This window comes from Streptosporangium sp. G11 (assembly GCF_051192615.1).
Taxonomy (GTDB): Bacteria; Actinomycetota; Actinomycetes; order Streptosporangiales; family Streptosporangiaceae; genus Streptosporangium.
In genome coordinates, this window is record NZ_JBPJUQ010000043.1 from 1 (window position 1) to 25,097 (window position 25,097).

At 70.3% G+C, this 25,097-nt stretch carries 19 protein-coding genes; 4 read left to right on the plus strand and 15 right to left on the minus strand.

Features of this window, described 5'->3' with window-relative positions; all coding sequences use genetic code 11:
* Positions 1-61: 61 nt before the first annotated feature.
* The 3 genes from ACSDR0_RS31360 to ACSDR0_RS31370 form a co-directional block, all read right to left on the minus strand.
* Positions 62-271, minus strand: a complete 210-nt coding sequence (locus ACSDR0_RS31360; RefSeq protein ID WP_435292516.1) for a hypothetical protein — start codon at positions 269-271, stop codon at positions 62-64.
* A gap of 73 nt (positions 272-344) precedes the next feature.
* Positions 345-809 carry an ATP-binding protein gene (locus ACSDR0_RS31365; protein ID WP_435292517.1) on the minus strand — a complete coding sequence of 155 codons (465 nt, stop codon included), beginning with the start codon at positions 807-809 and terminating at the stop codon, positions 345-347.
* Positions 810-889: 80 nt separating this feature from the next.
* Positions 890-1,108: a hypothetical protein gene (locus ACSDR0_RS31370; protein ID WP_435292518.1), complete on the minus strand. Its 219-nt coding sequence runs from the start codon at positions 1,106-1,108 to the stop codon at positions 890-892.
* Between the two features lie 128 nt (positions 1,109-1,236).
* Between ACSDR0_RS31370 and ACSDR0_RS31375 the strand changes: the two genes are divergently transcribed.
* Both ACSDR0_RS31375 and ACSDR0_RS31380 read left to right on the plus strand, forming a co-directional pair.
* Positions 1,237-2,094, plus strand: coding sequence for a helix-turn-helix domain-containing protein (locus tag ACSDR0_RS31375; RefSeq protein ID WP_435292519.1), 858 nt, complete (start codon positions 1,237-1,239; stop codon positions 2,092-2,094).
* 23 nt (positions 2,095-2,117) lie between these two features.
* The gene (locus ACSDR0_RS31380; protein WP_435292520.1) at positions 2,118-2,315 is read left to right on the plus strand and encodes a DUF397 domain-containing protein; all 198 of its coding nucleotides are present in this window, start codon (positions 2,118-2,120) and stop codon (positions 2,313-2,315) included.
* Positions 2,316-2,478: 163 nt separating this feature from the next.
* Here ACSDR0_RS31380 and ACSDR0_RS31385 read toward each other — a convergent pair whose 3' ends face one another.
* Positions 2,479-3,348, minus strand: a complete 870-nt coding sequence (locus ACSDR0_RS31385; protein WP_435292521.1) for a DUF3037 domain-containing protein — start codon at positions 3,346-3,348, stop codon at positions 2,479-2,481.
* Between the two features lie 59 nt (positions 3,349-3,407).
* Between ACSDR0_RS31385 and ACSDR0_RS31390 the strand changes: the two genes are divergently transcribed.
* Positions 3,408-3,560 (plus strand): hypothetical protein, encoded by a 153-nt coding sequence (locus ACSDR0_RS31390; protein ID WP_435292522.1) that lies wholly within the window; start codon positions 3,408-3,410, stop codon positions 3,558-3,560.
* Between the two features lie 303 nt (positions 3,561-3,863).
* On the opposite strand, the gene ACSDR0_RS31395 is transcribed toward ACSDR0_RS31390, so the two are convergent.
* From ACSDR0_RS31395 to gltB, 10 genes are all read right to left on the minus strand, one after another.
* A complete protein-coding gene (locus ACSDR0_RS31395; RefSeq protein WP_435292523.1) occupies positions 3,864-4,151 on the minus strand; it encodes a hypothetical protein in 288 nt (95 codons plus the stop codon).
* Positions 4,152-4,670: 519 nt separating this feature from the next.
* Positions 4,671-5,708, minus strand: coding sequence for an LLM class F420-dependent oxidoreductase (locus ACSDR0_RS31400; RefSeq protein ID WP_435292524.1), 1,038 nt, complete (start codon positions 5,706-5,708; stop codon positions 4,671-4,673).
* Entirely contained in the window at positions 5,687-6,511 is an 825-nt protein-coding gene (locus ACSDR0_RS31405; protein WP_435292525.1) for a thioesterase II family protein, read from the minus strand. The genes ACSDR0_RS31400 and ACSDR0_RS31405 overlap by 22 nt, the downstream gene beginning before the upstream one ends.
* 70 nt (positions 6,512-6,581) lie before the next feature.
* Positions 6,582-11,303 carry an amino acid adenylation domain-containing protein gene (locus ACSDR0_RS31410; protein WP_435292526.1) on the minus strand — a complete coding sequence of 1,574 codons (4,722 nt, stop codon included), beginning with the start codon at positions 11,301-11,303 and terminating at the stop codon, positions 6,582-6,584.
* The gene (locus ACSDR0_RS31415; protein WP_435292527.1) at positions 11,300-11,716 is read right to left on the minus strand and encodes an acyl carrier protein; all 417 of its coding nucleotides are present in this window, start codon (positions 11,714-11,716) and stop codon (positions 11,300-11,302) included. The genes ACSDR0_RS31410 and ACSDR0_RS31415 overlap by 4 nt, the downstream gene beginning before the upstream one ends.
* Positions 11,717-11,918: 202 nt before the next feature.
* Complete coding sequence (pyk, locus tag ACSDR0_RS31420) at positions 11,919-13,349, minus strand: pyruvate kinase (RefSeq protein ID WP_435292528.1); 1,431 nt, start codon at positions 13,347-13,349, stop codon at positions 11,919-11,921.
* A gap of 211 nt (positions 13,350-13,560) precedes the next feature.
* Complete coding sequence (locus ACSDR0_RS31425) at positions 13,561-13,980, minus strand: hypothetical protein (RefSeq protein ID WP_435292529.1); 420 nt, start codon at positions 13,978-13,980, stop codon at positions 13,561-13,563.
* Positions 13,981-14,254: 274 nt separating this feature from the next.
* Positions 14,255-16,045, minus strand: a complete 1,791-nt coding sequence (locus ACSDR0_RS31430) for a S8 family peptidase (protein ID WP_435292530.1) — start codon at positions 16,043-16,045, stop codon at positions 14,255-14,257.
* Between the two features lie 317 nt (positions 16,046-16,362).
* Positions 16,363-17,841, minus strand: a complete 1,479-nt coding sequence (locus ACSDR0_RS31435; protein WP_435292531.1) for a glutamate synthase subunit beta — start codon at positions 17,839-17,841, stop codon at positions 16,363-16,365.
* A 76-nt stretch (positions 17,842-17,917) separates the two neighbouring features.
* Complete coding sequence (gene gltB, locus ACSDR0_RS31440) at positions 17,918-22,423, minus strand: glutamate synthase large subunit (protein WP_435292532.1); 4,506 nt, start codon at positions 22,421-22,423, stop codon at positions 17,918-17,920.
* Positions 22,424-22,622: 199 nt separating this feature from the next.
* On the opposite strand from gltB, the gene ACSDR0_RS31445 reads away from it, so the two are divergent.
* Entirely contained in the window at positions 22,623-24,485 is a 1,863-nt protein-coding gene (locus ACSDR0_RS31445) for a bis-aminopropyl spermidine synthase family protein (RefSeq protein ID WP_435292533.1), read from the plus strand.
* Here the strand turns inward: ACSDR0_RS31445 and ACSDR0_RS31450 are convergent.
* Complete coding sequence (locus ACSDR0_RS31450) at positions 24,460-25,074, minus strand: hypothetical protein (RefSeq protein ID WP_435292534.1); 615 nt, start codon at positions 25,072-25,074, stop codon at positions 24,460-24,462. The genes ACSDR0_RS31445 and ACSDR0_RS31450 overlap by 26 nt on opposite strands.
* Positions 25,075-25,097 lie beyond the last annotated feature (23 nt).

The window sequence follows — 25,097 nt, forward strand, 5'->3', positions numbered from 1 at the left end:
CAACGAGGCCCTCGCAACCCAAATAGCCGCATAGGCTGCGCCATAACATGGCTGTCCGGAATCACCGTGGCCCCTCAAGTGCACGATGCGCGTCGATGTCCGCACCAAGTTGCAGCATGAAGCTACCGGCGATCTCCAGCACGGCGACAGGAGCGAACTTGCGTATCCGGTCGGTCTTGCTGAGCTGGCGGATCTCCCAGTTCCCCGTGACAGGATCTCCGGTATCGCCCCATAGTTGATGAATTCGCCCGTCCGTGGATCGGGAAGACATCTGATGATCGAATACAGATAGCGACTCATCTCGACTCGACCTCTCTTCCAATCAACTCACCGTTCCGCGAATGTCAGGGGTTCTTCCGCTCGTCGTATGGAAGCTGGAACCAGACCGTTCTCCCCGCTTCGACGTGATCGGCGCCCCAGGTGACGGCCAGCCGGTCCACCCAGCTCAGGCCGCGTCCGCTGAGGCTGTCGTCGTCGGTGGCCCGGATCGCGGGGACGCTGGTGGCCGAGCCATCGTCGATCACCTCGATGTGGACAAGGTCGCGGCCCAACCCCACCCGAACCGTAATGATCCCCTCTGACCCGGCCGAGTCGCTGTACAGGATCGCGTTGGTGACCACCTCACTGACGAGCAGTTCAGCCGTTTCCAGCGTCTCGGCGACCACTTGGCCGTCCAGAAGCTCCACCACCCATTTGCGAGCGGCCCCCGCCGACCGTGCGACGCCGGGAAAGTCTCGTTGCCCCACGACGCGCAGCCTGTCCCAGTCGCCGGTCATCGCGCCGTGGCCGACCCGCTCGTGTGCGTTCATACGCACACCGCCGATACGATCATGTCGGCCGCGTTGTCCGCCTCGGCCCAGACCCAATCGTTCCGCCGCCACAGCGCCGACTACCACGGCCGCCAGGTGAAGACCCACCCCCACGCGCGGTGGACGACCCGGACCCGGAGCCGCACCTTGGACGCGGACATGATCTCCAGCACCGGCGGCCCGGTGGCGGGGACGAGCACCGAAGTGGAAATCCCGAGAACTCGCAGATCCCAGCCCAGCCGTACGAGATGGATGTACTGCTCCTGCTGCGGGTCGCGCTTTCGCGCCGGTGTCGCCATCTTCACACCTCCCTGTAGTTGACCGACTACAATTTCGGAAGCTACCGCAGGCTGTATGGCTTTGGTAGTTACCTCTGGAAGTTTCCAAAGAAAGTTTTCGTACGCGACCCTCGAAGGAAGGGGTGGCCATGGCCGCCGACACGAGTCCCACCGTGCGCAGACGTCGCCTGGCGTCCGAGCTGCGGCGGCTGCGCATCGAGCACGGGCTGTCCATGCAGGAGGTGGCGGAACGCATGGAGCTCACGGCGGCCTCCGTCAGCCGGATCGAGACGGGCCGCAGGGGCATCCGGCCGAGAGACCTCCGCGCCTTCCTCGACATGTACGGGGTTCCCGAAGCCGACCGGGAGCCGCTGCTCGCCCTGTCCAGGGAGGCGCGGCAGCGAGGATGGTGGCAGAACTACGGGGACGTGCTCCCCGGCGAGTACGCGACGCTCATCGGTCTCGAAGCCGAGGCGACGTCTCTCAGGACCTACCAGCAGACGCTGGTGCCCGGCCTGTTGCAGACTGCTGACTACGCACGATCGGTCATCGCGGCCACGCGTCCCGGCGATACACCGGAAGAGGTCGAGCGCAGGGTCTCCGTGCGGATGGAACGCCAGAAACGGCTCACGGACGACAATCCGCTGGAACTCTCCGTCATTCTCGGCGAGGGCGTGGTGCATCAGCACGTGGGAACGGCCCAGATCACCGCCGACCAGTTCAAACACCTCGCCGAGGTCGGCCGTCGGCCCAACGTGATGCTCCAGATCCTTCCCTACCGGGCCGGGGCGCATCCGGCGATGACCGGATCGTTCACCGTCGTGGGTTTTCCCGCTTCGAGTGACCTGGACGTCATCTATCTGGAGAACATGTCCAGCGGCCTGTACCTGGAGGACGCCGCGGACGTCCGCCGGTACGTCTCGGTGTTCGACTACCTCAGGGCAGCGGCCCTCAGCCCCGCCGACACGGCGGTTATGCTGATGAACGCGCCGAACAACCTGGCGTGAGTGTCCAGCCGAAGGGGCGCGCGATGTCCAACCCGGTAGACCTGACCAACGCCGCGTGGCGCAAGAGCTCGCTCAGCGGAGGCAACGGCGACTGCGTGGAGGTCGCGGACCTGGGCGACGTCGTGGCCGTCCGCGACTCCAAGAACCCCGGCGGCCCCAAGCTCGTCTTCACCCGCGACACCTGGTCGGCCTTCGTCACACGGCTGAAGAACGACCTGTAGCTCCCCTGGAGACGACCCGGCGCCGCCCGTGCGCCTCCAAGGCGATTCCCCAGCCAACACTGCGGTGGGAGCAGAGCTTCTTCACTTTCTCTAACGCCGCCATAGGCCCTTTCTCCTTGAGCAGGGGCCTATGGCGGCGAACGGCAGGGATGCCTGCCCCTGCCTACAGGCGCTTCACGAGCCTCTCCGCGCGGGCCCCCACGGCTTCGGCGTCATCGAGGGAATGAACCTGGGCGGACAGGTTGGCGAAAATTTCCTGAGCTTCCTCAAAAACATGTTCCTGCGCCGATGTCTCGGGGGGAGCGATGACCACCTGCAGGTCCACGTTCCTGTCGATCGTGCTGACTCGCTGATCGTTCGAGTCGATCACCCTGGCCTCATCACCCTGACGGAGTCTGTCTATGGCGTATCCCCACGCCTTGACCTGCATGGACACACTATCCAAGCTAGATCGTCTAAACGACCAGGCTTGCGTCAACTGCACCGCGCGGCCATTGGCGATCGCGAAGTCCACCGTGTAGTTGACATGAGCACCAACGAACACATGAGGACGGTGATGTATCAACGACTCGTCGATGTCCGCGCGATGGTAGACATCACGTAGTCGACGCGTGAGCACGTCCTTTGTCACTCCCTGGCGGGGCTGAGTGACCGGATCAATGATCACGTGCTGAAACACGCGTTCCAGCGCCTCACGGGCGTTATCGGCCAGGATCGGCGTCGGCGGGCTGAACTGGACAACGTTGCGATGGTCGTGATGCAGCCTCTGCAGCCACTCCTCGCCCAGAGGCTCGTCGCCCTCCTCCGCAAGTGCACGATGCGCGTCGATGTCCGCACCGAGCTGCAGCATGAAGCTACCGGCGATCTCCAGCACGGCGACAGGAGCGAACTTGCGTATCCGATCGGTCTTGCTGAGCTGACGGATCTCCCAGTCCCCTGTGACAGGATCTCCGGCTATCGCCCCGTAGTTGACGAACTCACCTGTCCGTGGATCGGGAAGACATCTGATGATCGAATATAGGTAGCGACTCATCTTGACTCGACCTCCCTTCCCATCAATGCTCGAACGCGATCGGCGACAGCGGGTGCCCTGTGTTCAAGGAACCAGCCGAGTGCCTCCAGATCGTCGTCACCAACTGGCCACGATGCTGGCACGCCACGCAGGACGTTGACGAGAGCATCGCGGTTGATTTTCTCAAGTACGGTCGCCACTTCCCCAACCGCCTCCTCGTTGAGGCCATGTGAGGCGTCAGGCAGCTCGTTGGGTTCGTCGGCGCACTGGATCAGGTAGGGCTTCTTCCACTGTCCGTCGTTCGCCGGGAAGTAGAGACCGTGATCATGGCTGTAGATGCTCTCGTCGTTTTCGAGGTCGTACAGCCACTGGGGGTCACAGCCGAAGCACCAGTCCCATAGTGCGTAGATGGCCGCCTGCCGCCTCTGGTTGTCGTCTCGCGAACGGGAGGCCAGGGCGTGGCGGCGTTCGATGGCGCTAGGGATGGCGAGACTCGCGTGTGCGAGCCCCGCTTCAAGGCGTCCTCGTCCTGCAGATCAACCGGCGAATTCCTCAGGGATGCGGATGAGACTGCTGTCGCACACGGGTGCACCGATCAGCCGGCCAACGCCTGACACCACATACTCGATAGCCACTGACATCTTGGTGTGATCTTCACAGGCATCGATGCACTTGACCCAGTAGCGACGGTCATCGCTGGCCACAGCCAGAAACGGACTCGCGAAGGTGTTCCCGCCCGGGGTTACGAGCATGGTCATGATCAAATCGTTGAAGCTGTCGTCTCGGCCGCCGACTAGCCCAACCCAGTCTTCCAGCTCAGCCAACGCGACCGCCCTTTTTCTCAATGGACTGGAGGGCCCCGCCTGCCAGGACCATAGAACATGCAGCGGTGAGCCGTCACCCGATTTTGCCACACGAGAACCCCCCTGGCTTTACTTTTTCAACTCACTGCACATGGGAGTGGATTACATTCCAACCGAGCCACACTCATACCACTTCCAACAAGTGGGAACAGCGGCAATCCAAGCGTTCCACCGATCAAAAAACGCCGCGAACAGCGAAAACAGCAACAAGACAATGCAGATGACCAAACGAAACATCTGCCCAGAAGCGGATAAATACCGCAACCAGTTGCCCTAGATTAGGCCATTAGCCACAAAATCAATTAATTACGCCAATGACAGTCGCTCGCCAAAGGACGAGGCGAAGCGGGGCTTACACGCTCCCTGCCCACGTACGACTCAGGGGCAGACGTGCTCTCCTCCGGGATCACGCGGTTCGCAGCCCGCGCGATCCCGGCGGATCACGAAAACTTTCCTTGGCGCCCAACAAGAACCGGCGGGTCAGGTGACCAGGTCCGCCACCAGTTCCAGTTGCTCCATCCGGAGCCTGAGCGTCGGAGTGACCAGGCCGACGACGAGGGAGGTCGCGCCCGCCTCGCGGTAGGCGGCGACCCGTTCGCGGAGCTTGCCGGGCGGCCCGCACATCGTCATCGCGTCGACCAGGCCGTCGGGGAGCAGCGACATCGCCTCCCCCTGGCGCCCGTCCAGGAACGCCTCCTGGATCGCCTCCGCCTCCTTCTCGAAGCCCAGGGAGCGGGCCAGGCGGTTGTAGAAGTTGGTACGGCGCGAGCCCATGCCGCCCAGATAGAGGGCGAGCATGGGACGCATCATGTCGAAGGCCAGCTCCTCGTCGTCGTCGACGAGGGTGAGGATCATCGGCGCGACGTCGAAGCCGTCCAGGCTGCGACCGGCTCGTGCCGCGCCCGCGCGCAGCTGGGCCGTGCGCTCGGCCAGGTGCTCGGGCGGGAAGTGGATCGCCAGCCAGCCGTCGGCCAGCTCCCCGGCGAGCGCGGTGGTCTCCGGGCCCATCGCGCCGAGATAGACGGGGAGATGCTTCTGGACCGGGGAGACGCCCAGGGACAGCTCCTTGCCCTGCCCGCCGGGAAGCGGCAGCGTCATGGTCTCGCCCGCGTAGCTCACCGGGCGGCCTTCCAGAGCCAGCCGCAGCACCGACAGGTAGTCGCGGGCGCGGGCCACCGGCCGGTCGAAGCGCTCCCCGTGCCAGCCCTCCACGACCTGCGGCCCCGACACGCCCACGCCCAGCCGGGCCCGGCCGCCGGAGACCTGGTCGATGGTGGCGGCCGTCATCGCCGCCACCACGGGTTTGCGGCCCGACATCTGCAGCACTCCGGTGCCCAGCGCGATCCGCTCGGTCCGGCCCGCGATCCACGCCATCAGGCTCGCCGGGTCGGTGCCGTACGTCTCCGCGGCCCACACCGACTCGTAGCCCAGCCTCTCGGCCTCGCGGACCAGGGTGAGGTGGTCGGCGGGACCGAGCCCGGCGCCGCCCCAGTAGCTCATGCTGTAACCGAGACGCATCCGATCTCCTCTGCGATGACGGCGGCGAGCAGGTCCGGGGTCTCCTCGGCCAGCCAGTGTGAGGCGTCGAGCTCGCGCATCGACGGCCGTGAAACGCTCTGCCTGCGCCAGCCGAGCAGCCCGCCGCGCGACATGGAGCCGTCGCGGCTGCCGTACAGGACGGTGACGGGCACGGGCAGCGGCGGCCCCGGGCGGTGCCGGTATCGGGCGAGCATCCCGAAGTCGGCGCGGAGGGCGGGTTCGAGGATCGGCCTGAGCACCTCGCGCTCGGCCACCTCCGCCGGGACCCCGCCCAGCTCGATCAGCTGGTCCCAGAACAGCCACGACGGCAGGGACGGCAGCCTGCGCAGCAGGAGCGTGACGTCCGGCGCGGCGAAGGACCCCACCAGGAGCCGTTCCGGCCACCGCCCCCCGGCCTCGGCCTCAGCCTCGGGCGAGGCGCCCGGTCCGGGTGACGCCGGAAGCCCGGCCCCGGAGGCCGGGGCGAGTTCGGTCAGGCGGCGGCAGACCAGGTGGGCCAGGAGCGCGCCGCTGCAGTAGCCGAACAGCGCGTACGGCTCGCGGGCGTTCGCCAGCAGGTCGCGGGCCAGAACGTCGACCAGCGCGTCGAGGTCCTCGATCGGCGGCTCGGCCAGCCTGGCCTGACGGCCGGGGAGGTTCACCGCCCACACGTCGACCTCGTCGGGGAACCGCTCGGCCAGGTCGGTGAGCGAGGCGGGGCCGCTGCCCGCGTTGGGGAAGGTGTACAGGCGGATCCGGCCCCCCGGCCGCTCCCCCACCGGCACGAACCACGGCGCGGTCATCTGGGTCCTTCCGGCGTGGAGACGTCAGGTGCGGGCTCCGGGTGACCCGGCCCCGGCTTCGGAGAGAGGATCAAGAGCCCGCCCCTTCCTGGATGAACGCGGCCAGATCGGCCGGGGTGGGATGGTCGAAGACCGCGCGGACGTTGATCGCCCGGCCCGCGAGCTCCTCCAGCGGGGCGATCAGCCGTACGGCGAGCACCGAGTGTCCTCCGTTGAGGAAGAAGTTGTCGTGCTCGCCGAGCCCCGGGCGGCGCAGCGCCTCCCTCCAGAGCCGCAGCACCCCCTCGGCGAGTTCCGAGCTCGCCGGGGCACGGGAGGCGGGCGGGGACTCGTCCTCAGGGACGGTCAGCCCCCGATAGTCGATCTTGCCGTTGGCGGTCGTCGGGAACTCGTCGGCCAGGACGATCCCCGAGGGGACCGCGTAGTCCGGCAGCCGCGTCCCCGCGTACCGCCACAGCTCCTCCCGCAGGGCGGCTCCCGTCTCCCCGCGGGGCAGGTCCGTGGGCTGCACGAACGCCACCAGCCGGTCGTCGTGGACGATGACGGCCGCGACCTTGACGGCGTCGTGGTGGTGCAGCACCGCCTCGATCTCGCCCAGCTCGATGCGGTGCCCGCGCAGCTTGATCTGGCGGTCGTCGCGGCCCAGCAGCTCCAGGGTCGCGTCGTGCCTGAGCCTGGCCATGTCCCCGGTCCGGTAGAAGCGCCCGTGGCGGGGGTGCTCGCCGAACCGCTCGGCGGTCAGCTCCGGCCGGTTGACGTACCCGGCGCTCACCCCGTCGCCCGCCACGCACAGCTCGCCCGGTACGCCCGGCGGCGCCTCGCGCCCGTCGGCGTCCCTGACGAAGATCCGCGTGTTGGCGAGCGGCACCCCGATCGGCACCGGGTCGGCCGGGGGGCCGAGGATCTCGGCGGCGGTGGACCAGATGGTCGTCTCGGTCGGCCCGTAGACGTTGAACAACCGGCAGCCGAGGCCCAGCAGGTCCGCGGCGAGCGCGGCCGGCATGGGCTCTCCGCCGCAGAGCACGACGCGTCCGGCCAGCTCGTCGCGCGCCTCTGGGGCGATGAGCCGCCACGCCGTCGGAGTGGCCTGCACGACGCGTACGTCCCGCGCCGCGATGAGTTCCAGGAACCTGCGCGGCTGGAGCTGGTCGTCGTCGGAGGCGACGACCAGGGTGCCGCCGACCGTGAGCGGGAGCATCAGCTCCAGGGCCGAGATGTCGAAGGAGGTGGTGGTGGACCACAGCACCGCGTCGGCCGCGCCCGCCCCGAGCCGGTCGGCGAAGTCGAGGACGAGGTTGGCCAGGTTGCCGTGGGTGACGGCCACCCCCTTGGGCCTCCCGGTGGACCCCGAGGTGTAGATCACGTAGGCGATCGACTCCCCGGTGACCGTCGCGGCGACCTCGGCCGGATCCAGCCGGCGCGCGGGCGCGCCGTCGCTGTCCGCACTACCGGCTCCAGGAGCCTGCGGCATGGGGAGTACGGGGATCTCCCCCGCCCAGGGAGCCTCGGACTCGGCGATGACCAGGCGGGCCCCGCAGTCCTCCACCTGGTAGGCCAGGCGCAGTTCGGGCTGGCGCGGGTCCAGCGGCAGGTAGGCGGCTCCGGCCGCCCAGACGCCGAGCACGGCGGCGACCATCTCCGCCGAACGGCTCAGGCCGAGCGCCACGATGTCGCCGGGGCCCGCGCCGTGCGAGACGAGGGTGTCCCTGACGGCGGCCGCCCAGGTGAGCAGCTCGTCGTAGGTGACCTCCCGGTCGCCGTCGCGGATCGCCGTCCCGGTGCGGGTGATGATCCGCTCCAGCAGCGTGGCCGGGCCGTCCCAGGTCCGCGCGGTGTCGTTGAGCCGGTCGAGCAGCCGTCGGTCGGCCGCGGAGAGGGAGTCCAGCTCCCGCTGCGGCCGGTTCGCGTCCTCGGCGGCCCGCCGGAGCAGCGCGGTCATCCGCGCGACGAACGCGGAGATCTCGGCCTCGTCGTGGACCTCCGTGCTGTGCCAGACCCTGAGCGTGAGCCTGCCGGGCTCCTGCACCGCGATGCACTGCAGGTCCAGGCGGCTGCGGTCGAACAGGTCCTCGACGTACTCGGGGACGGAGCCCAGGATGCTGACCTGGTCGTCGGTCCACGGCCGGTAGTTGAACATGTGCCGGAACAGCGGCACCCTCCAGTCGCCGGTGCCGTGCCCTCGCTCGACGAGCACCGCCTCCACCGAGGCGTCCGCGTGCTCGACCCCCTCGAAGAAGGCGTCCTCGACCCGCCGGACCAGGGCCGCGAAACCCTCGTCCGGATCGGCGCGCACCCGCATCGGCAGGGTGCTGACGCCGTAGCCGACATGACCGCGCATCGCGGCCGTCCTGGTGGTGACCGGCATCGCGGCCACCAGCTCGGGTCCGGCGCCGTGGGCGCGCAGGGTCAGCATGAACGCGGCGGCCAGCACGATGTTGTCGGTGGTGCGCAGGCCGGTCCGCAGCGTGTCGAGCGCCCGCCGCGTGTCCGCGTCCACCTCCCAGGAGCAGGTGTGCCCGGCGAAGGTGGGCCGGGCGGGCGACGGCCTGCTGCCGGGGAGCACCATCGCGGCCGGATCGACGTCCCTGAGCCGGTCGAGCCAGTAGTCCAGCGACTCCCGCGACGCCTTCCCCGGCTCCAGCATGGGCGCGGTACCGGAGAGCGCGGCGGGAAGCGGCTCCTGGCTCGTCTGCGCGTCGTAGAAGCCGCCCAGCTCCTCGACGAGGAACTGCATCGAGGTGGCGTCGATGACGATGTGGTGGGCCACCAGGCAGACCACGCTCCCGCCGCCGTCGGGCAGCGCGAAGTGTCCGGCCCGGAAGAGCAGGTCGCGGCCCAGGTCGAAGGGCGCGTCCAGGAACCTCTGGAGGTCGGCGACCAGCGTCTCCTCCGTGGTCTCCCCGTTCACCAGCTTGATCTGAGCGTCCTTCGGGGCGGTGAGGTGCCGTACGGGCGCGCCGTCCACCTCGGGGAAGCGCAGGCGTAGCGCCGGATGCCGCTTGAGCAGGCGGTTCACCGCGATCTGCAGCGGGAGCCTGCGCAGCGGCTCGCGGGTCCTGAACGCCACCGCCAGATTGGACACCCCGCTCGACCCGGCGAGCTGCTCCAGCACCCAGAACGAGTACGGGACCGCCTCGGGTCCGCGGAGCGGCTCGGCGGGCTCCGGCAGGCCCTCCGGGACCCGCGACACGGAAGCCGGTACGAGGTCGGGAGCCGGTACGGGAGCGGGCGTCGCCGGGGCGTGGCGGTGCCCTCCCGGGACGGGGAGTCGCTGCAGGGGGTGGTCGGGGTCGAGGGCGACCCAGTCCACCGGGCAGCCGAGTGCCCACAGCCGGGCGAGCGCCACGAGCAGACCCCGGCGGTCGTCCCCGCAGCCGATCGTCCCCTCGCCCGGTGACTCCTCCGCCGTCCCGATCAGGAGGGACGGCGTGCCTCCCGCACCGGTGGTCCCCGGTCCGGTTCCCACCCGGGGCGAGGCCCCCTGCCCCGGGACCACATCGCGGCGGGTCTCCGGTTCGTGGAACGTTTCATGCCCCGGCACCGGCTCGGGCGCCGTGATGTCGACCGGCACCGATTCGGGTGTCGCCAGATCGTCCGGCACCGGCTCGGGTGTCGTCAGGTCGAACGGCACCGGCTCGGGCACCGCCATCACATCGTCCGGCAGCGGTTCGGGCGCCTGCTCCACCACCTGTTCCACGACGGAGGCGGCCACCCGGGCGATCGCCTCGTCCCGTTCGAGCGTTCCCGAGAAGGCGGCGGCGGCGAGTTCGCCGACGCCCTCTCCCGTGCACCCCAGCGGTGTGACACCCCAGCCGGTCAGGGTCACCGCCAGGGAGTAGGTCACCGCGAACGTCACCGGGTCGTCGTCGCGCTCCCCGGCGAGCCAGGCGTCGCAGAGATCGACGCCGTGCCGCTCGAAGCCTTCCAGGCAGACGTCCATCGCCTCGCTGAACAGCCGCTCGACCCCGTACAGCGAGGCCCCCAGCCGTCCGGCGCCACCGGCGGGAAAGACGAATCTCACGCCCGTCCCGGCCACGCCGCCGGAAAGCGGCTCGTGCCCGGACACCGTCTCGGCGGATGAGGCCGCCGGAGCCACGGTGACGGCCGCGGCGAGGGCGGCGGACGCCTCGGCGGAGGTGGCGGCCACGACCGCGCCCCGTACGGGATGCGGGGTGCGGCCCCGCTGGAGGACGGCCACGGCGTCGGCGAACCGGTCGGCGGCGAGGGTCGCGAAGAACCCCGCCAGGCTTTCCCTTACGGCGTCGGCCTCCTCCGCCGTGCGCCCCGACCAGGCGACGACGCGGGGCCGGAGGTCCGCCGGGAGGTGGACCGGCGGGAAACCCTCCCTCACCGCCAACGGGTCTCGCAGGCGCGCGTTCGAGCCGCCTCCGGGCGAACGGCCGCCACCGGGCCCGCTGCGGGCGGGACCGGTGGGACCGGTACGGGAGACGGCGCCGGGCGGGGAGTCGATCACTGCCTCGATCACGGCGCGTACGAGGTCGCCGTCGAGGAGAGCGTCGTCCAGGCGCCTGAGCGCGATCGCGGTGCCCCGTTCCGCGACGGCCCCGAGGCCCGATCCCGAGACGGTGATCGCGAGGTCACAGAGACCCAGCGCGAGGGCCAGGCAGGCCGCCTCGGCCGTGTCGTGGACGGCGAGCGAGCCCGGTGGGCGCGCGGGGTCGTGTCCGGCGTTCTCCAGCGTGGCCTCGACGAGATCGGACAGGACGGCACCGGGAGAGAGCGGGGCGCGCGGGCCCATGCCGATCACGGCGATCGGCGCGGTATTCGTCACCGAGGCGCCCCGCCGTCCCGGCGGATGCGGGCACGCACGTCCCTGCGGCTGCCCCCAACGGGGCGCAGGCGCGCGGGTTCGCTCCTGACGGGCTCCTGCGCGCCCTCGACGAGGCGGCTGAGCGCCCGCACGTTCGGCCGGGTGAACATCGAGGTGACCGGAATGTCGATACCGAGCACCCCCGTGATGTCCGCGTGCAGCTCGACCAGTGCCATCGAGTTGAGCCCGGCCTCGAAGAAGTTCTCGTCGGGGTCGACCGTCCGGCCCAGGCGGGCCTCGATCATTTCCGCGACCGTGTCGGCGGCCGACACGCGCTGCCCCGGGCGGCCCGGTTGGCCCGGCTGGCCTGGAGGTCGCCCCTCGCCCTCCTCGCGTTGCCGCTCCGCTCCCACCGGCCGACTGCCCTGGATCATCCGGCGCCTTTCGTTAAATTTGTCCGGTTTGCATGGCGAGCCCTGTTCGGGCATGCCATGCACCGATCCTCTGACACCTATTCGGACACGACAAGAGCGTATTTTTCGGCTTTTTTGAATCCGCCGTCACGGGCGTCGCGAGGAAGGCCCCGGAAACGCGTACGGCCACCGCCGCAGCGATGGCCGTACGCGTTTCCGTGGATCAGGCGGGGTTGGAGACCGCCGCCCCGATGGTGTGCACACGCAGGGCGTTGGTGGAGCCCGCGGTGCCGGGAGGCGAGCCGGCGACGATGACGACCTTGTCGCCCTTCTCCAGACGGGAGTTGGCGAGCAGCGAGGCCTCCACCTGACGGACCATGTCGTCGGTGTGGTGGACGAACGGCACCTCGAAGGTCTCCACGCCCCAGGTCAGCGCGAGCTGGTTGCGGACGTGGCGGGCGGAGGTGAACGCCAGCAGCGGGATCGGCGAGCGGTAGCGGGCCAGGCGGCGGGCCGTCTCACCGGACATGGTGAACGCCACCAGTGCCTTGGCGCCGACGATGGCGCCGACCTCGGCCGCGGCGCGGGCGATGGCGCCGCCCGTCGTCTCCGGCAGCCGGTCGAGGCTGTGCGTGGCCTGCAGGGAGCTCTTCTCGGCGGTCGTGGCGATGCGGCTCATCGTCTCGACGACCTCGATGGGGTAGTTGCCGACCGAGGTCTCGCCGGAGAGCATGACCGCGTCGGCGCCGTCCATGACGGCGTAGGCGACGTCGGAGGCCTCGGCGCGGGTGGGGCGCGGGGAGGTGATCATCGACTCCAGCATCTGGGTGGCGACGATGACCGGGCGGGCCTTCTCGCGGCAGAGCTCGATGGCGCGCTTCTGCACGATGGGCACCTCCTCCAGCGGCAGCTCGACACCGAGGTCACCGCGGGCGACCATGATGCCGTCGAAGGCCTCGATGATCTCCGGGAGCCGCTCCACGGCCTGCGGCTTCTCGATCTTGGCGAGCAGCGGGAGGCGGATGCCCTCCTGCTCCATGATGTTGCGCACCACGTCGGCGTCGGAGGGACGCCTGACGAAGGAGAGGGCGACCAGGTCGAAGCCGGTGCGCAGGGCCCAGCGCAGGTCGGTCTCGTCCTTGTCGGTCAGGACGGGGGCGCTGACGTTGACGCCGGGGAGGTTGAGGCCCTTGTTGTCGGAGATCATGCCGCCGATGATCACGCGGGTGGTGACGCGCTGGCCGTCGACCCGGGTCACCTCCAGCCGGACGCGGCCGTCGTCGACCAGGATGCTGTCCCCGGGGCTGACGTCCTTGGGAAGCCCCTGGTAGGACGTGGAGACCTGGTCACGGTCGCCGGGGACCTCCTCAGTGGTGATCGTGAAGACATCACCGAAGCCGAGGCGGACGGGGCCCTCACCGAACTTGCCGACCCGGATCTTGGGGCCTTGGAGGTCTGCCAGCAGACCCACGCCACGCCCGAGCTCGGCGGCAGCCTCCCTCACCCTGTCGTAAACCTCCTTGTGCAGCTCGTGGCTGCCATGGCTGAGGTTGAAACGGGCCACGTCCATCCCGGCCGCGATGAGTTCGCGGAGGCGTTCGGGAGAGGAGGTGGCGGGGCCGAGAGTGCAGACGATTTTCGCGCGACGAGTCACGGATCCCACCCTAATTGGTACAGACCACTTGGTCGTGACGTTGGTCATAGCGCCGATGAAAAATTCGGTGACACAAAGCTACCTTGGGTGAACGTGAGGTTGCGAATCGCCTCTCGCCGCCCACCTGCCGGGCACACGTGTTACGAGAGCCCCGGGCCACGGGTGATCGCGCGTCACACGGGCCGGGCCGGCGCGTCACCGGAGCCCCGGGTCAGTCGCGGACGACCTCCTCCATGACCAGCCCGGCCCCGATGCCCAGCAGCCAGACGTCCTTGGCGATGGCGACGCCCTGCTCTGAGGGGCGCAGGCCGCCCTCCTCCCGCAGACCCGGCGTCTTGAGATAGAGGCCGACCAGCCCTCCGGCGAAGGCGGTCAGCGCGGCGCCCACCGGCAGCGACGGCACCACGGGGACCAGCAGGGCCGTACCGAGGGCGATCTCCGCCGTGGAGAGCAACCTCACAAACTTCACCGGGTCCATGTCCTTCAGGAACGGGTAGGTTCCGGCCGCCATCCCGTGCAGCCCCTCGGCGGTCTCCTGCCCGGCGGCCCTCTTGCTCAGCCCCGAGTTCAGGATGATCAAACCCGCGGCGACCCGGGGCGGGATCTGATGCGGACGCGGCAGGAACCTCATTGGTCCTCACAGTGACAGGAGTGACGGGATGGAACCGGAACCGTTCTCCTTCCCCGGTCCGCCCTCGCCACCCGCCGCTTGATCATCTCTTTGACCGATCCGAGGCCTGACCGATCCGAGGCCTGACCGATCCGGGGCTTGGCCGGTGCCCGGGACGACGCCCGTGCCGGCCCCGAGGATCGCCGGGGGTCACGCCCCGGCCTCCCGGGTGAAGGGAGAGCCGGAGCGCGGGTGGCGGCTCTCAGGGGACCCGCCAGGCCCCGGGCCGATGGGATCAGGGAGCGAGGGGGGCGGCCTTGGCGGCCCCGGCGGCGCTGATGAGGCCGTGACCGTAGAAACCGTTGCGCGACTTGGGACCCTCGCACTTGTGGACCTCGTTCACCACGAGGTCGATCTTGTAGGCGTACTCGCGCGGCGAGGGGCAGGCCTTCTCGGTGGCGGTGGAGTACAGCAGGCGCTGGACGTCGGCGGGGGGCATCGTGAGACCGCCCTTGCCGGGCTTGCCGAAGCGGCTGATCAGGATGGCGGCGACACCGGTGGCGTGCGGGGCGGCCATGGAGGTGCCGACGAGATACTGGTAGTAGGCGCAGGTGCCGCCCTCGCACTCCCGGATGATCGAATCGGACTTCGGCGTGCCGTCGGCGGCGATCTGCCCCTTGGCCTTGAGCGCGTTCTCCGGCGCGGCGGCCAGGATGCCCCTGGTGGTGTCGTACGTGCCGCCGCCGTCGAACTCGTCCCCGCCGGGGGCCGCCAGGTCGGCCTGCTCGACGCCGTAATCGGAGTAGTAGGCCTTGCGCCCGCTCTGGCCCACCGAGGTGACCGAGATGACGCCCTTGGACTCGGCCGGGACGTTGAGGCAGGAGTTGTCGACCTTGCGGGTGCGCTCGACGTCCTTGGGGTAGTCGGGGCTGGTCGCGTCCTTGGTGGGCCTGCCGAGGTCGGTGGAGCCGTTGCCGATGGCGCTGATGAGGGTCACGCCGCGCTTGCGGGCGTAGTCGAGGGCGCGCTGCATGCCGGTGATGATGCCGCGCTGCTCCAGCTGCTCGGCCTTGGAGTCACCGGGGTTGGCCTTGCAGTTGAACAGCCACGGGTCGACGTAGAAGCTCATGTTGACCACGTCGATCCCGGCGTCGGCGGCGTAGGTGAGCGCGTCGATGCTGGGCTTGAGGAAGAACAGGCCGGAGTCCTGGCCCGCGCGCAGGTTCACCAGGGACACCTTGGGGGCGACCCCGGCGATGCCCACCCCGTTGAGCGGTGAGGCGATGGTGCTGGCCACGTGGGTGCCGTGGCCGTCGTCGTCCCAGTCGACCGGGTCCTTGCAGCTCTTGAACTCGCAGGGCCCGTCGAGGGCCTTGCCGTTGGGGTCCTTGGGCCAGTCGGTCACGAAGTTGCGGCTCAGGGCGCGGTTGAAGTTGGGGGCGATGTCGGGGTGCTTGCCGTCGATGCCGGTGTCGATGACGCCGACCAGCACCTTCTTGTCGCCGGGCTCGGTGGTGTAGGAGCCCTCCGGGGTGGCGCCGATCATCTTCATGTCCCACTGCCGTCCGGCCAGCGGCTCGGGCGCACCGGTGGAGGCGGCCGGGGCGGAGGGGGTGCCCGCCCGTCCGAGCGCGTCGGCGGAGGGGAAGGTGGCCGGGGTCGCCGGGATCACGGCCTTCGAGGCGGCCCCGGAAACAGCCCCCGAGGCGTTCCCCGCGCGGGAGGCCCCGGCCACGGGAGCGGCGGGAACCGCGGGAGCGGCGGGCATCGCGGTGGCGAAGCCGATCCTGCGGTCGGAGGAGACCCCCTCGACGGCGTCGCTGCCCGCCAGGCTCTCCACGAAGCGGGGGCCGGGACCGCTGGCGAGGACGTAGCCGATCCTGGGGTCGGCCGACAGGGCGGTGCCGCCGCTCGCGGCGATCGCGTCGACTGCCCGGTCACGGGCGCCGTCCGCGTAGAAGACCAGGTACTCGCGGGCCTGGCCCGCCCCCGTCGTGGCCCCGCCGCCCAGGGCTCCCGCCGTGAGGGTCGCCCCCAGGGCGAGCACCGTGGCCGCGCCCGTCAGGCTTCTGATCCCGCGATTCATCAATCCTCCGCACCTGGCCTGACCAAGAAGAATTATCTTTCAGGCATATGTACGACAAAGCAATCTGAACACACGCTCTGCGCATTTTTACCTGAAACAGCTGGTACGCCGGGTGGTCCCGAGCGTGGCGGGCGGCGCCGCACCCGGAAGGGCCGTGACGCGCCCCGACCCGCCGTGTTCCCACCAGACCGACCGTGGCCTGATCAGATCAGCCGTGACATGCGTGAACCGGTCCTGACATGCATGAACCGGTCCGGGTATCCGCCAACTACCATGGCATACCCGGACCGGTCATGACGTGTCAGACCAGCACTCACTCAGACCAGCGGTCGCGCCGTCGGCGGGATCGCCACCGGCAGGGCCGTCTGGCCCGTGAGGTAGCGGTCGGCGGCCGAGGCGGCCGAACGGCCCTCGGCGATCGCCCACACGATCAGCGACTGGCCGCGGCCCATGTCCCCGGCGACGAAGACGCCGTCGACCGAGGACATGTAGCCCCTGTCCCTGGCGACGTTGCCCCTGGCGTCGAAGAACTCGCCTCCGGCGACCTCGGCGAGCTCCTCCAGCAGGCCCTTCTTCTCCGGGCCCACGAAGCCCATCGACAGCGTGACGAGCTCGGCCGGGATCTCCCGCTCGGAGCCGGGCACCGGCTTGAACCCGGCCCCCGGGCCCTCCACCTCGACCAGGCGCAGCGCCCGGACGTTGCCGTCGGCGTCGCCGACGAACTCGGTGGTGGAGACCGCGTAGACCCGGTCGCCGCCGCCGTCGGCCAGCTCCTCGTGGGCGCTCTCCATCTTGAACAGGATGGGGAACGTGGGCCACGGCTGGCTGCCGGGGCGGTCCGCCGGAGGCTGGGGCATGATCTCCAGCTGGGTGACCGAGGCGGCCCCCTGGCGGATCGCGGTGCCGATGCAGTCGGCACCGGTGTCACCGCCGCCGATCACGACGACGTGCTTGCCCTCGGCGCTGATCGGCGAGACCGGGAAGTCGCCCTCCTGGACCCTGTTGGAGGGCGGCAGGAACTCCATCGCCTGGTAGACGCCCTTCAGGTCGCGTCCGGCGACGGGCAGGTCCCGCCACTGGGTCGCGCCCCCGGCCAGGACGATCGCGTCGAACTCCTCGCGCAGCCGCGCCGCCGTGATGTCCACGCCGACGTTGACTCCGGTACGGAACTCGGTGCCCTCGGCCCGCATCTGGTCGAGGCGGCGGTCGATGTGCCGCTTCTCCATCTTGAACTCGGGGATGCCGTAGCGGAGCAGGCCACCGATCCGGTCGGCCCGCTCGAACACCACCACGTCGTGCCCGGCCCTGGTGAGCTGCTGGGCGGCGGCCAGGCCCGCGGGGCCCGAGCCGACGACCGCGACGCGCCGGCCGGTCTTCGAGGCGGCGGGCTGGGGGGTGACCCAGCCCTCGTCGAAGGCGCGGTCGATGATCTCGACCTCGACCCGCTTGATCGCGACCGGGTCGGAGTTGATGCCGAGCACGCACGCCGCCTCGCACGGAGCCGGGCACAGGCGGCCGGTGAACTCCGGGAAGTTGTTGGTGGCGTGCAGGCGCTCGATGGCCTCCTGCCAGTCGTCCCGGTAGACCAGGTCGTTCCACTCGGGGATCAGGTTGCCCAGCGGGCAGCCGTTGTGGCAGAACGGGATGCCGCAGTCCATGCACCGCGCGGCCTGCTTGGTCAGCGCGGGCTTGGGGAAGTCCTCGTAGACCTCGCGCCAGTCGCGGATGCGCACGTCCACCGGGCGGCGCGCCGGCAGCTCGCGTCCGTGAGCGAGGAAACCCTTGGGGTCAGCCATCGGTCGTACCTCCCTTATCCCTGAAAAACCTGAACGACATGAACGGCATGAACGGTCTTCGACATGTACATCCGCGTCACCCCTGGACCGCGGCCGTCATGACGGCCTCGTCGATGTCGCGGCCCTCCAGCCGGGCGGACTCGGCGGCGAGCAGGACCCGCTTGTAGTCCGTCGGCATGATCTTGGCGAAGCGGGACGGGTCCCAGTCGGCGATGAGCGCCTTGGCCACCGTGGAGCCGGTCTCGGCCAGGTGGGCCTCGACGATCTCGCGCAGCGCCTCGGAGTCGGCCTCGGCCAGCTCCTCGATCTCGACCATCTCCCGGTTGACCCGTTCGACGTCGGGGTCGAGCAGGTAGGCGACGCCGCCCGACATGCCCGCCGCGAAGTTGCGGCCCGTCGGGCCGAGGATGACCGCCTTGCCGCCGGTCATGTACTCGCAGCCGTGGTCGCCGACGCCCTCGACCACCGCGGTGGCGCCGGAGTTGCGGACGCAGAACCGCTCCCCCACGACGCCGCGGATGAAGGCCTCGCCGGAGGTCGCGCCGTACAGGCCGACGTTTCCGGCGATGATGTGCCCCTCGAGCGGGGCCGCGTCGTGCGGCTGGACCGAGATCCGGCCACCCGACAGGCCCTTGCCCACGTAGTCGTTGGCGTCACCGGTCAGCCGCAGGGTGATGCCCCTGGGCAGGAAGGCGCCGAAGGAGTTGCCCGCGGAGCCGGTGAAGCGCACGTCGATGGTGTTGTCGGGCAGCCCGGCGCCGCCGTACCGCTTGGTCACCTCGTGGCCGAGCATGGTGCCGACCGTGCGGTTGACGTTGCGGATGGGCAGGTCGAGCGTGACCCTGGAACCGCCCTTGAGCGCGCCCTCGGCGAGCTGGATCAGCGTGTTGTCCAGCGCCCTGTCCAGCCCGTGGTCCTGGTCCACGGTGCGGCGCAGCGAGGCGCCCTCGGGCAGCTCGGGCTGGTGCAGGATCGGCGCGAGGTCCAGCCCGGAGGCCTTCCAGTGGTTCTCGGCCGGGGTGGTGTCCAGCAGCTCGGCGTGGCCGACGGCCTCCTCGATGCTGCGGAAGCCCAGCGCGGCGAGATACTCGCGGATCTCCTCGGCGATGAACTCGAAGAAGTTGACCACGAACTCGGGCTTGCCGGTGAACCGCTTGCGCAGCTCGGGGTTCTGGGTGGCGACGCCGACCGGACAGGTGTCCAGGTGGCAGACGCGCATCATCACGCAGCCGGAGACGACCAGCGGGGCCGTGGCGAAGCCGTACTCCTCGGCACCGAGCAGCGCGGCGATGACCACGTCGCGGCCGGTCTTGAGCTGGCCGTCCACCTGCACGACGATCCGGTCGCGCAGGCCGTTGAGCAGCAACGTCTGCTGGGTCTCGGCCAGGCCGAGCTCCCAGGGGGCGCCCGCGTGCTTGAGCGAGGTCAGCGGGGACGCGCCGGTGCCGCCGTCGTGGCCGGAGATGAGCACGACGTCCGCGTGGGCCTTGGACACGCCCGCCGCGACCGTTCCGACCCCGACCTCGGCCACGAGCTTGACGTGCACGCGGGCGGCCGGGTTCGCGTTCTTCAGGTCGTGGATGAGCTGGGCGAGGTCCTCGATCGAGTAGATGTCGTGGTGCGGCGGCGGCGAGATGAGGCCGACGCCGGGAGTGGAGTGCCGGGTCTTGGCGATCCACGGGTAGACCTTGTGGCCGGGCAGCTGACCGCCCTCGCCGGGCTTGGCGCCCTGGGCCATCTTGATCTGCACGTCGTCGGCGTTGACCAGATACTCCGAGGTCACGCCGAACCGGCCGGAGGCCACCTGCTTGATGGCCGAGCGCCGGGACGGGTCGTGGAGCCGCTCGGGGTCCTCGCCGCCCTCGCCGGTGTTGGACTTGCCGCCCAGCCGGTTCATGGCGATGGCGAGCGTCTCGTGCGCCTCCATCGAGATGGAGCCGTACGACATCGCGCCGGTGGAGAAGCGCTTGACGATCTCGCCGACCGGCTCGACCTCGTCGATCGGCACCGGCTCGCGCACGCCCTCCCGCAGCTTGAACATGCCGCGCAGCGTCATCAGCTTCTCCGCCTGGGAGTCCACCAGGCCGGTGTACTCCTTGAAGATCTCGTAGCGGCGCGAGCGGGTGGCGTGCTGCAGCTTGAAGACGGTCTCGGGGTTGAACAGGTGCGGCTCGCCCTCGCGGCGCCACTGGTACTCGCCGCCGACCTCCAGGCGGCGATGGGCGTTCTCGGCCCGGGGGTAGGCGCGCAGGTGGCGCTGCGCCGCCTCCTCGGCCAGGACGTCGAAGCCGACGCCGCCCAGGCGGGACGTGGTCCCGGTGAAGCAGGCGTCCACGACCTCCTGGCTCAGGCCGAGCGCCTCGAAGATCTGCGCCCCGGTGTAGGAGGCGACCGTGGACACCCCCATCTTGGACATGACCTTCAGCACGCCCTTGCCGTACGCCTTGATGAGGTTGCGCACGGCCTTGTGCCTGTCGACCTTCAGGGCGCCGGAGTCGACCATGTCCTCGACGGTCTCGATGGCGAGGTACGGGTTGACCGCGCCCGCTCCGTAGCCGACGAGGAGCGCCATGTGGTGCGCCTCGCGCGCCTCGCCGGTCTCGACGACCAGGCCGATCTTGGTACGGGTCTTCTCGGCGATCAGGTGGTGGTGGACGGCACCGGTGAGCAGCAGCGAGGGGATCGGCGCCAGGACGTCGGAGGAGCCGCGGTCGGACAGCACGATGATCCGCGCCCCGCCCTCGATCACCGAGGAGACCTCGGCGCGGATCTCCTCGATGCGGCGCAGCAGCGCCTCGCCGCCGCCCGCGACCTCGTACAGGCCGGAGACCACGTGCGGGTGGAAGCCCGGCAGCGCGCCCTCGTCGTTGATGTGGATGATCTTCGCGAGCTCGTCGTTGTCGAGCACCGGGTAGGGCAGCACGAGCTGGCGGCAGGAGGCGGGGCCGGGGTCGAGCAGGTTGCCCTCGGGGCCGATGGTGCTGGCCAGGGAGGTGACGAGCTCCTCGCGGATCGCGTCCAGCGGCGGGTTGGTGACCTGCGCGAACAGCTGGCTGAAGTAGTCGAACAACAGCCGGGGCTTCTCGCTGAGCACCGCGACCGGGGTGTCGGTGCCCATCGAGCCGATCGGCTCGATGCCCGCCCTGGCCATCGGCCCCAGGATGATCCGCAGCTCCTCCTCGGTGTAGCCGAAGGTCTGCTGCCGCTTGATCAGCGCCTCGTGCGACAGGACCTCGCGCGAGCGCGCGGGCAGCTCCTCGAAGCGGACCAGGCCGGCGTGCAGCCAGTCCGCGTACGGCAGCTCGGCCGCCAGCTCGGCCTTGATCTCGTCATCCTCGATGATCTTGCCCAGCGCGGTGTCGACCAGGAACATCCTGCCGGGCTGCAGGCGGCCCTTGCGGACCACGTCCTCGGGGGCGATGTCCAGCACGCCCGCCTCGGAGGCCAGCACGACCAGGCCGTCCGTGGTGACCCAGAACCGTCCAGGGCGCAGGCCGTTGCGGTCGAGCACCGCGCCGACGAGGGTGCCGTCGGAGAAGGTGATCGAGGCCGGGCCGTCCCACGCCTCCATCATCGTGGAGTGGAACTCGTAGAACGCCCGCCGCGCGGGGTCCATCTCGGTGTGGTTCTCCCACGCCTCGGGGATCATCATCAGCACCGCGTGCGGCAGGCTGCGTCCCGCGAGGTGGATGAGCTCCAGCGTCTCGTCGAAGGAGGCGGTGTCGGAGCCGGCCGGGTCGCAGATCGGGAAGAGCCGCGACAGGTTGCCCGGCAGGTTCTCCGTCCGCAGCATGGCCTCGCGGGCGCGCATCCAGTTGCGGTTGCCCTTGACTGTGTTGATCTCACCGTTGTGGGCGACGTAGCGGTACGGGTGCGCCAGCGGCCACGAGGGGAAGGTGTTGGTGGAGAAACGCGAGTGGACCAGCGAGATCGCGGTCTCGTAGCGCTCGTCGCTCAGGTCGGGGAAGAACTGCTCGACCTGCGAGGGGGTGAGCATGCCCTTGTAGACGATGGTCCGGGAGCTCAGCGAGGGGAAGTAGACGTTCGCCTCGTGCTCGGCCCGCTTACGCAGGCAGAAGGCCATCCGGTCCAGCTCAAGGCCGCTCTCGCCGTCCGGGGACGCCACGAACAGCTGGCCGAAGAACGGCATCACCGCGCGGGCGCTCGGGCCGGGAAGGTCGGGGGTGGTCGGGACGTCGCGCCAGCCGAGGACCGTCAGGCCCTCCTCCGCGGCGATCTCCTCGATCAGCCGCACGGCGACCTCGCGGGCCTGCGCCTCGGCGGGCAGGAAGGCCGTACCGGCGGCGTAGGCACCGGCCGCGGGCAGGGGGAATTCCGCCACCACGCGGAAGAAGGCGTCGGGGATCTGCGTCAGGATTCCGGCCCCGTCACCGGTGTCCGGTTCGCTACCCTGGGCCCCCCGATGGTCGAGATTGCACAGAGCGGTCAAGGCCTTCGCGACGATGTCGTGACTACGGCGACCGGCCACGTCCGCGACCATGGCGACACCACAGGCGTCGTGCTCGTGCGAGGGGTGGTACAGGCCCTGAGGCTCGGGAAAGCCGAGGTGGGCAGCAGGCATTGAATCCCTCCCGTCGTCTTGCTTCTCTCGAACAAGCAAGGGACGACGTTGGCCCTGCTGCGTGGTGGGTAGAGATTACCGTACCCTGCCGGATACCTGCCTACCCGGTGAGATCCTGCCGAATTCGTGCAGGTTCGCCCGGTTCGTTAAACACGTCGCGGTGACACAACATTCCAGGTCCGGGCTCTAAGGTGGCCCAATGGAACCGAGCGACCCCGCCGGCCCGGGCGACACCACCGGTCTGACAGACACCAGCACTCCGGACATTTCAGACGTGTCGAGGCGGCCCGGCGCGCCGGAAACCCCCGGCGGAACCGGGGCCGAGGCGCTCGTCGCGGGGGCGGGCGTCGACGGGCGGCGGCTGCGGAACGCGCTGGCGGCCCTGGGGAACGGCCGCTGGTGGACCCTCGCCGACCTGGTCAGAGAGACGGCGACCTCGCGGCGGACCATCGAGGCGCTGCTGCGCGAGGTGGACGGGGAGCTGGAGCGGTCCGGCGACCGCTTCAGGCTCCCGGCCCCTCCGGCCTGGCTGGAGCCGACCTGGCAGCATCCTGCCTGGCAGGATCCGGCCGGGCGGCGAGATCCGGCCGGGCGGGAGGAGCGAGCCTCCACACCGGCCGGCTCAGAAGTGACCGGTTCCACACCGGCCCGACCGGGACCGAGCGGCTCCACCCCGGCCCGAACGGGGGCGAGGACCCTCGCCCCGGCGGACCCGGTGGCCCACCTGCTCCCCGGCCACGCGGACCTGGTCGCGCGCATGGACGAGCTGATCGCCAAGGCGCCCAGGGGCCGCCACACGCTGGACCACGTCGCCGCGACCGGCGAGACCGTGGTCAGGCGGGCGCTGCTGCTGGACGCCCGGTTCTGGCTGGACGGCGCCCGGCTGCTGTGCGTGGGCGACCACGACCTGACCTCGCTGGCCACCGCGATGCTGCACCCGGGCGTCGAGGTGACCGTCGTCGACGTCGACGAGCGCATCCTCGCCTACATCGCCGGTGAGGCCGACCGGCTCGGCCTGGCCGTGCGGACCCGCTGGGCCGACCTGCGCCTGGGCCTGCCCGCCTCCGCGCGGTCCTGGGCCGACCTGGCGATCACCGACCCTCCCTACACCCCCGAGGGCGTGGGGCTGTTCGTCGCCCGCTGCGCGGAGGGGCTGCGCGACCGCGAGCAGGGCCGGATCATGCTGGCGTACGGCGCCAGCGAGCGCACCCCCGCGCTCGCCCTCAAGGTCCAGCAGGCCCTGTCGCAGCTCAACCTCGTCAACGAGGCGATCTATCCCGACTTCAACCGCTACCTCGGCGCCGAGGCCATCGGTTCGGCCGCCGACCTGTACGTCCTGCGTCCCACGACGAAGACCTGGCCCGCCGCGGCCGCCAGGACCGAGGCGTCCGGCACCGCCATCTACACGCAGGGCCCGCAGTCCGTGGAGTCGGCGGCCTCCCCCGCCGCCCCGGCCGCGGACTCCGGCGACGGGTTCGTCCCCGAGGTGCTGGTGGGCGACTGGCCCCGTGACGTGCTGCCCAGGGCCCCCAGGGCGCGCCTGGCGACCTGGCTGGCCAAGCCCTACGCCAGTGACCCCACCAGGGTGGCGATCTCCGTACCCGCCGGTCTGGAGGCCGCGCTGCCCCGGCTGCTGCTGGCCACCCGCGCCCAGGAGGTCCGGGTCACGCTGGCCGCGGCCCCGAAGGACCTCCCCGCCGACCTGCTGGCCCCCGTCTACGAGCTCACCGCCGAGGGCGTGTCCGTGCGCGCCGTACGAGTGGCGCCACCCGCCGGAAACAGCGGAAACACCGGAAACACAGAAAGCGGCGGGAGCGCGGACGACGCGGCCCGGATCCTGCGCCGCGTCCTGGACAACGCGCACGGCAAGCTCGCCAACACCTGGCGCGAGGCCCTGATCAGGGTCAGGGGCGACCTGACGAAGAAGCAGGCCAGGGCGGTCGTCGCCGCCGTGGCCCCGTGGGCGGGCGACGTCACCGTCCTCGAACTTCCCGCCCACCGACTGCTGGAGCTCCGGGCCGCGGTGGAGAGCTCGCTCAGCGCACCAGCCGACGCTGGATGACCAGTCCGAGGCCGTCCACCGCGACCTGCGGATAGGTGAGATCCACCCGGCCCCCCTCGACGAGGGGGGCGACCCAGCTCACCGTGACGTAGTGCCCGAGGCCGCGGACCTGGGCCCAGCTGCGCGAACCGTCGAAGCCGTCGGGCGTGTCGGGGGCGGGCCTGACGAAGCCGCCGCCCTTGAGCGCCGCCACGAGCCTGTCGGCGGCGGCGGAGTCGGCGAGATTGAAGATCAGGAACTGGCCGGAGACCGTGCCGTCCTCGGTCTCGTAACGGGCCCGCAGCACCTGCGTGCACCCGCCGAGCGCGTCCTCCACGCTCCCCCAGACCCCCTCGGCGCAGTCGGCGAGGGTCTCGGTGGTCCTGAGCATGAGCTTGGTCGTGCCCGACGATACCGAGGGGCCGGGGAACATCTCGGCGACGGTCAGCGGCTGGGGGTCGAGGGCGCGGGTCGCGATGGGCGCGTAGTGGGCCGTACCGGGCTCCGCGCGCAGAACGGCGGCGCGCGGAGCGGGCTCGCCCCCCAGCCACAGGAAGGCCCCCACCCCGGCGACCCCGACCAGCACGACGACGGCGATCCACTTGCGCATGGGCAAGGAGCTTACTGTGACCG

What these genes read in the sequence shown, in the direction of transcription:
- ACSDR0_RS31400 (WP_435292524.1), bottom strand. Translation starts at nt 5,708, where the DNA reads ATGCGTCTCGGTTACAGCATGAGCTACTGGGGCGGCGCCGGGCTCGGT.
- ACSDR0_RS31450 (WP_435292534.1), bottom strand. Translation starts at nt 25,074, where the DNA reads ATGCGCAAGTGGATCGCCGTCGTCGTGCTGGTCGGGGTCGCCGGGGTG.
- ACSDR0_RS31365 (WP_435292517.1), bottom strand. Translation starts at nt 809, where the DNA reads ATGAACGCACACGAGCGGGTCGGCCACGGCGCGATGACCGGCGACTGG.
- ACSDR0_RS31375 (WP_435292519.1), top strand. Translation starts at nt 1,237, where the DNA reads ATGGCCGCCGACACGAGTCCCACCGTGCGCAGACGTCGCCTGGCGTCC.
- gltB (WP_435292532.1), bottom strand. Translation starts at nt 22,423, where the DNA reads ATGCCTGCTGCCCACCTCGGCTTTCCCGAGCCTCAGGGCCTGTACCAC.
- ACSDR0_RS31430 (WP_435292530.1), bottom strand. Translation starts at nt 16,045, where the DNA reads ATGAATCGCGGGATCAGAAGCCTGACGGGCGCGGCCACGGTGCTCGCC.
- ACSDR0_RS31445 (WP_435292533.1), top strand. Translation starts at nt 22,623, where the DNA reads ATGGAACCGAGCGACCCCGCCGGCCCGGGCGACACCACCGGTCTGACA.
- ACSDR0_RS31360 (WP_435292516.1), bottom strand. Translation starts at nt 271, where the DNA reads ATGTCTTCCCGATCCACGGACGGGCGAATTCATCAACTATGGGGCGAT.
- ACSDR0_RS31385 (WP_435292521.1), bottom strand. Translation starts at nt 3,348, where the DNA reads ATGAGTCGCTACCTATATTCGATCATCAGATGTCTTCCCGATCCACGG.
- ACSDR0_RS31415 (WP_435292527.1), bottom strand. Translation starts at nt 11,716, where the DNA reads ATGATCCAGGGCAGTCGGCCGGTGGGAGCGGAGCGGCAACGCGAGGAG.
- ACSDR0_RS31370 (WP_435292518.1), bottom strand. Translation starts at nt 1,108, where the DNA reads ATGGCGACACCGGCGCGAAAGCGCGACCCGCAGCAGGAGCAGTACATC.
- ACSDR0_RS31425 (WP_435292529.1), bottom strand. Translation starts at nt 13,980, where the DNA reads ATGAGGTTCCTGCCGCGTCCGCATCAGATCCCGCCCCGGGTCGCCGCG.
- ACSDR0_RS31405 (WP_435292525.1), bottom strand. Translation starts at nt 6,511, where the DNA reads ATGACCGCGCCGTGGTTCGTGCCGGTGGGGGAGCGGCCGGGGGGCCGG.
- ACSDR0_RS31380 (WP_435292520.1), top strand. Translation starts at nt 2,118, where the DNA reads ATGTCCAACCCGGTAGACCTGACCAACGCCGCGTGGCGCAAGAGCTCG.
- ACSDR0_RS31435 (WP_435292531.1), bottom strand. Translation starts at nt 17,841, where the DNA reads ATGGCTGACCCCAAGGGTTTCCTCGCTCACGGACGCGAGCTGCCGGCG.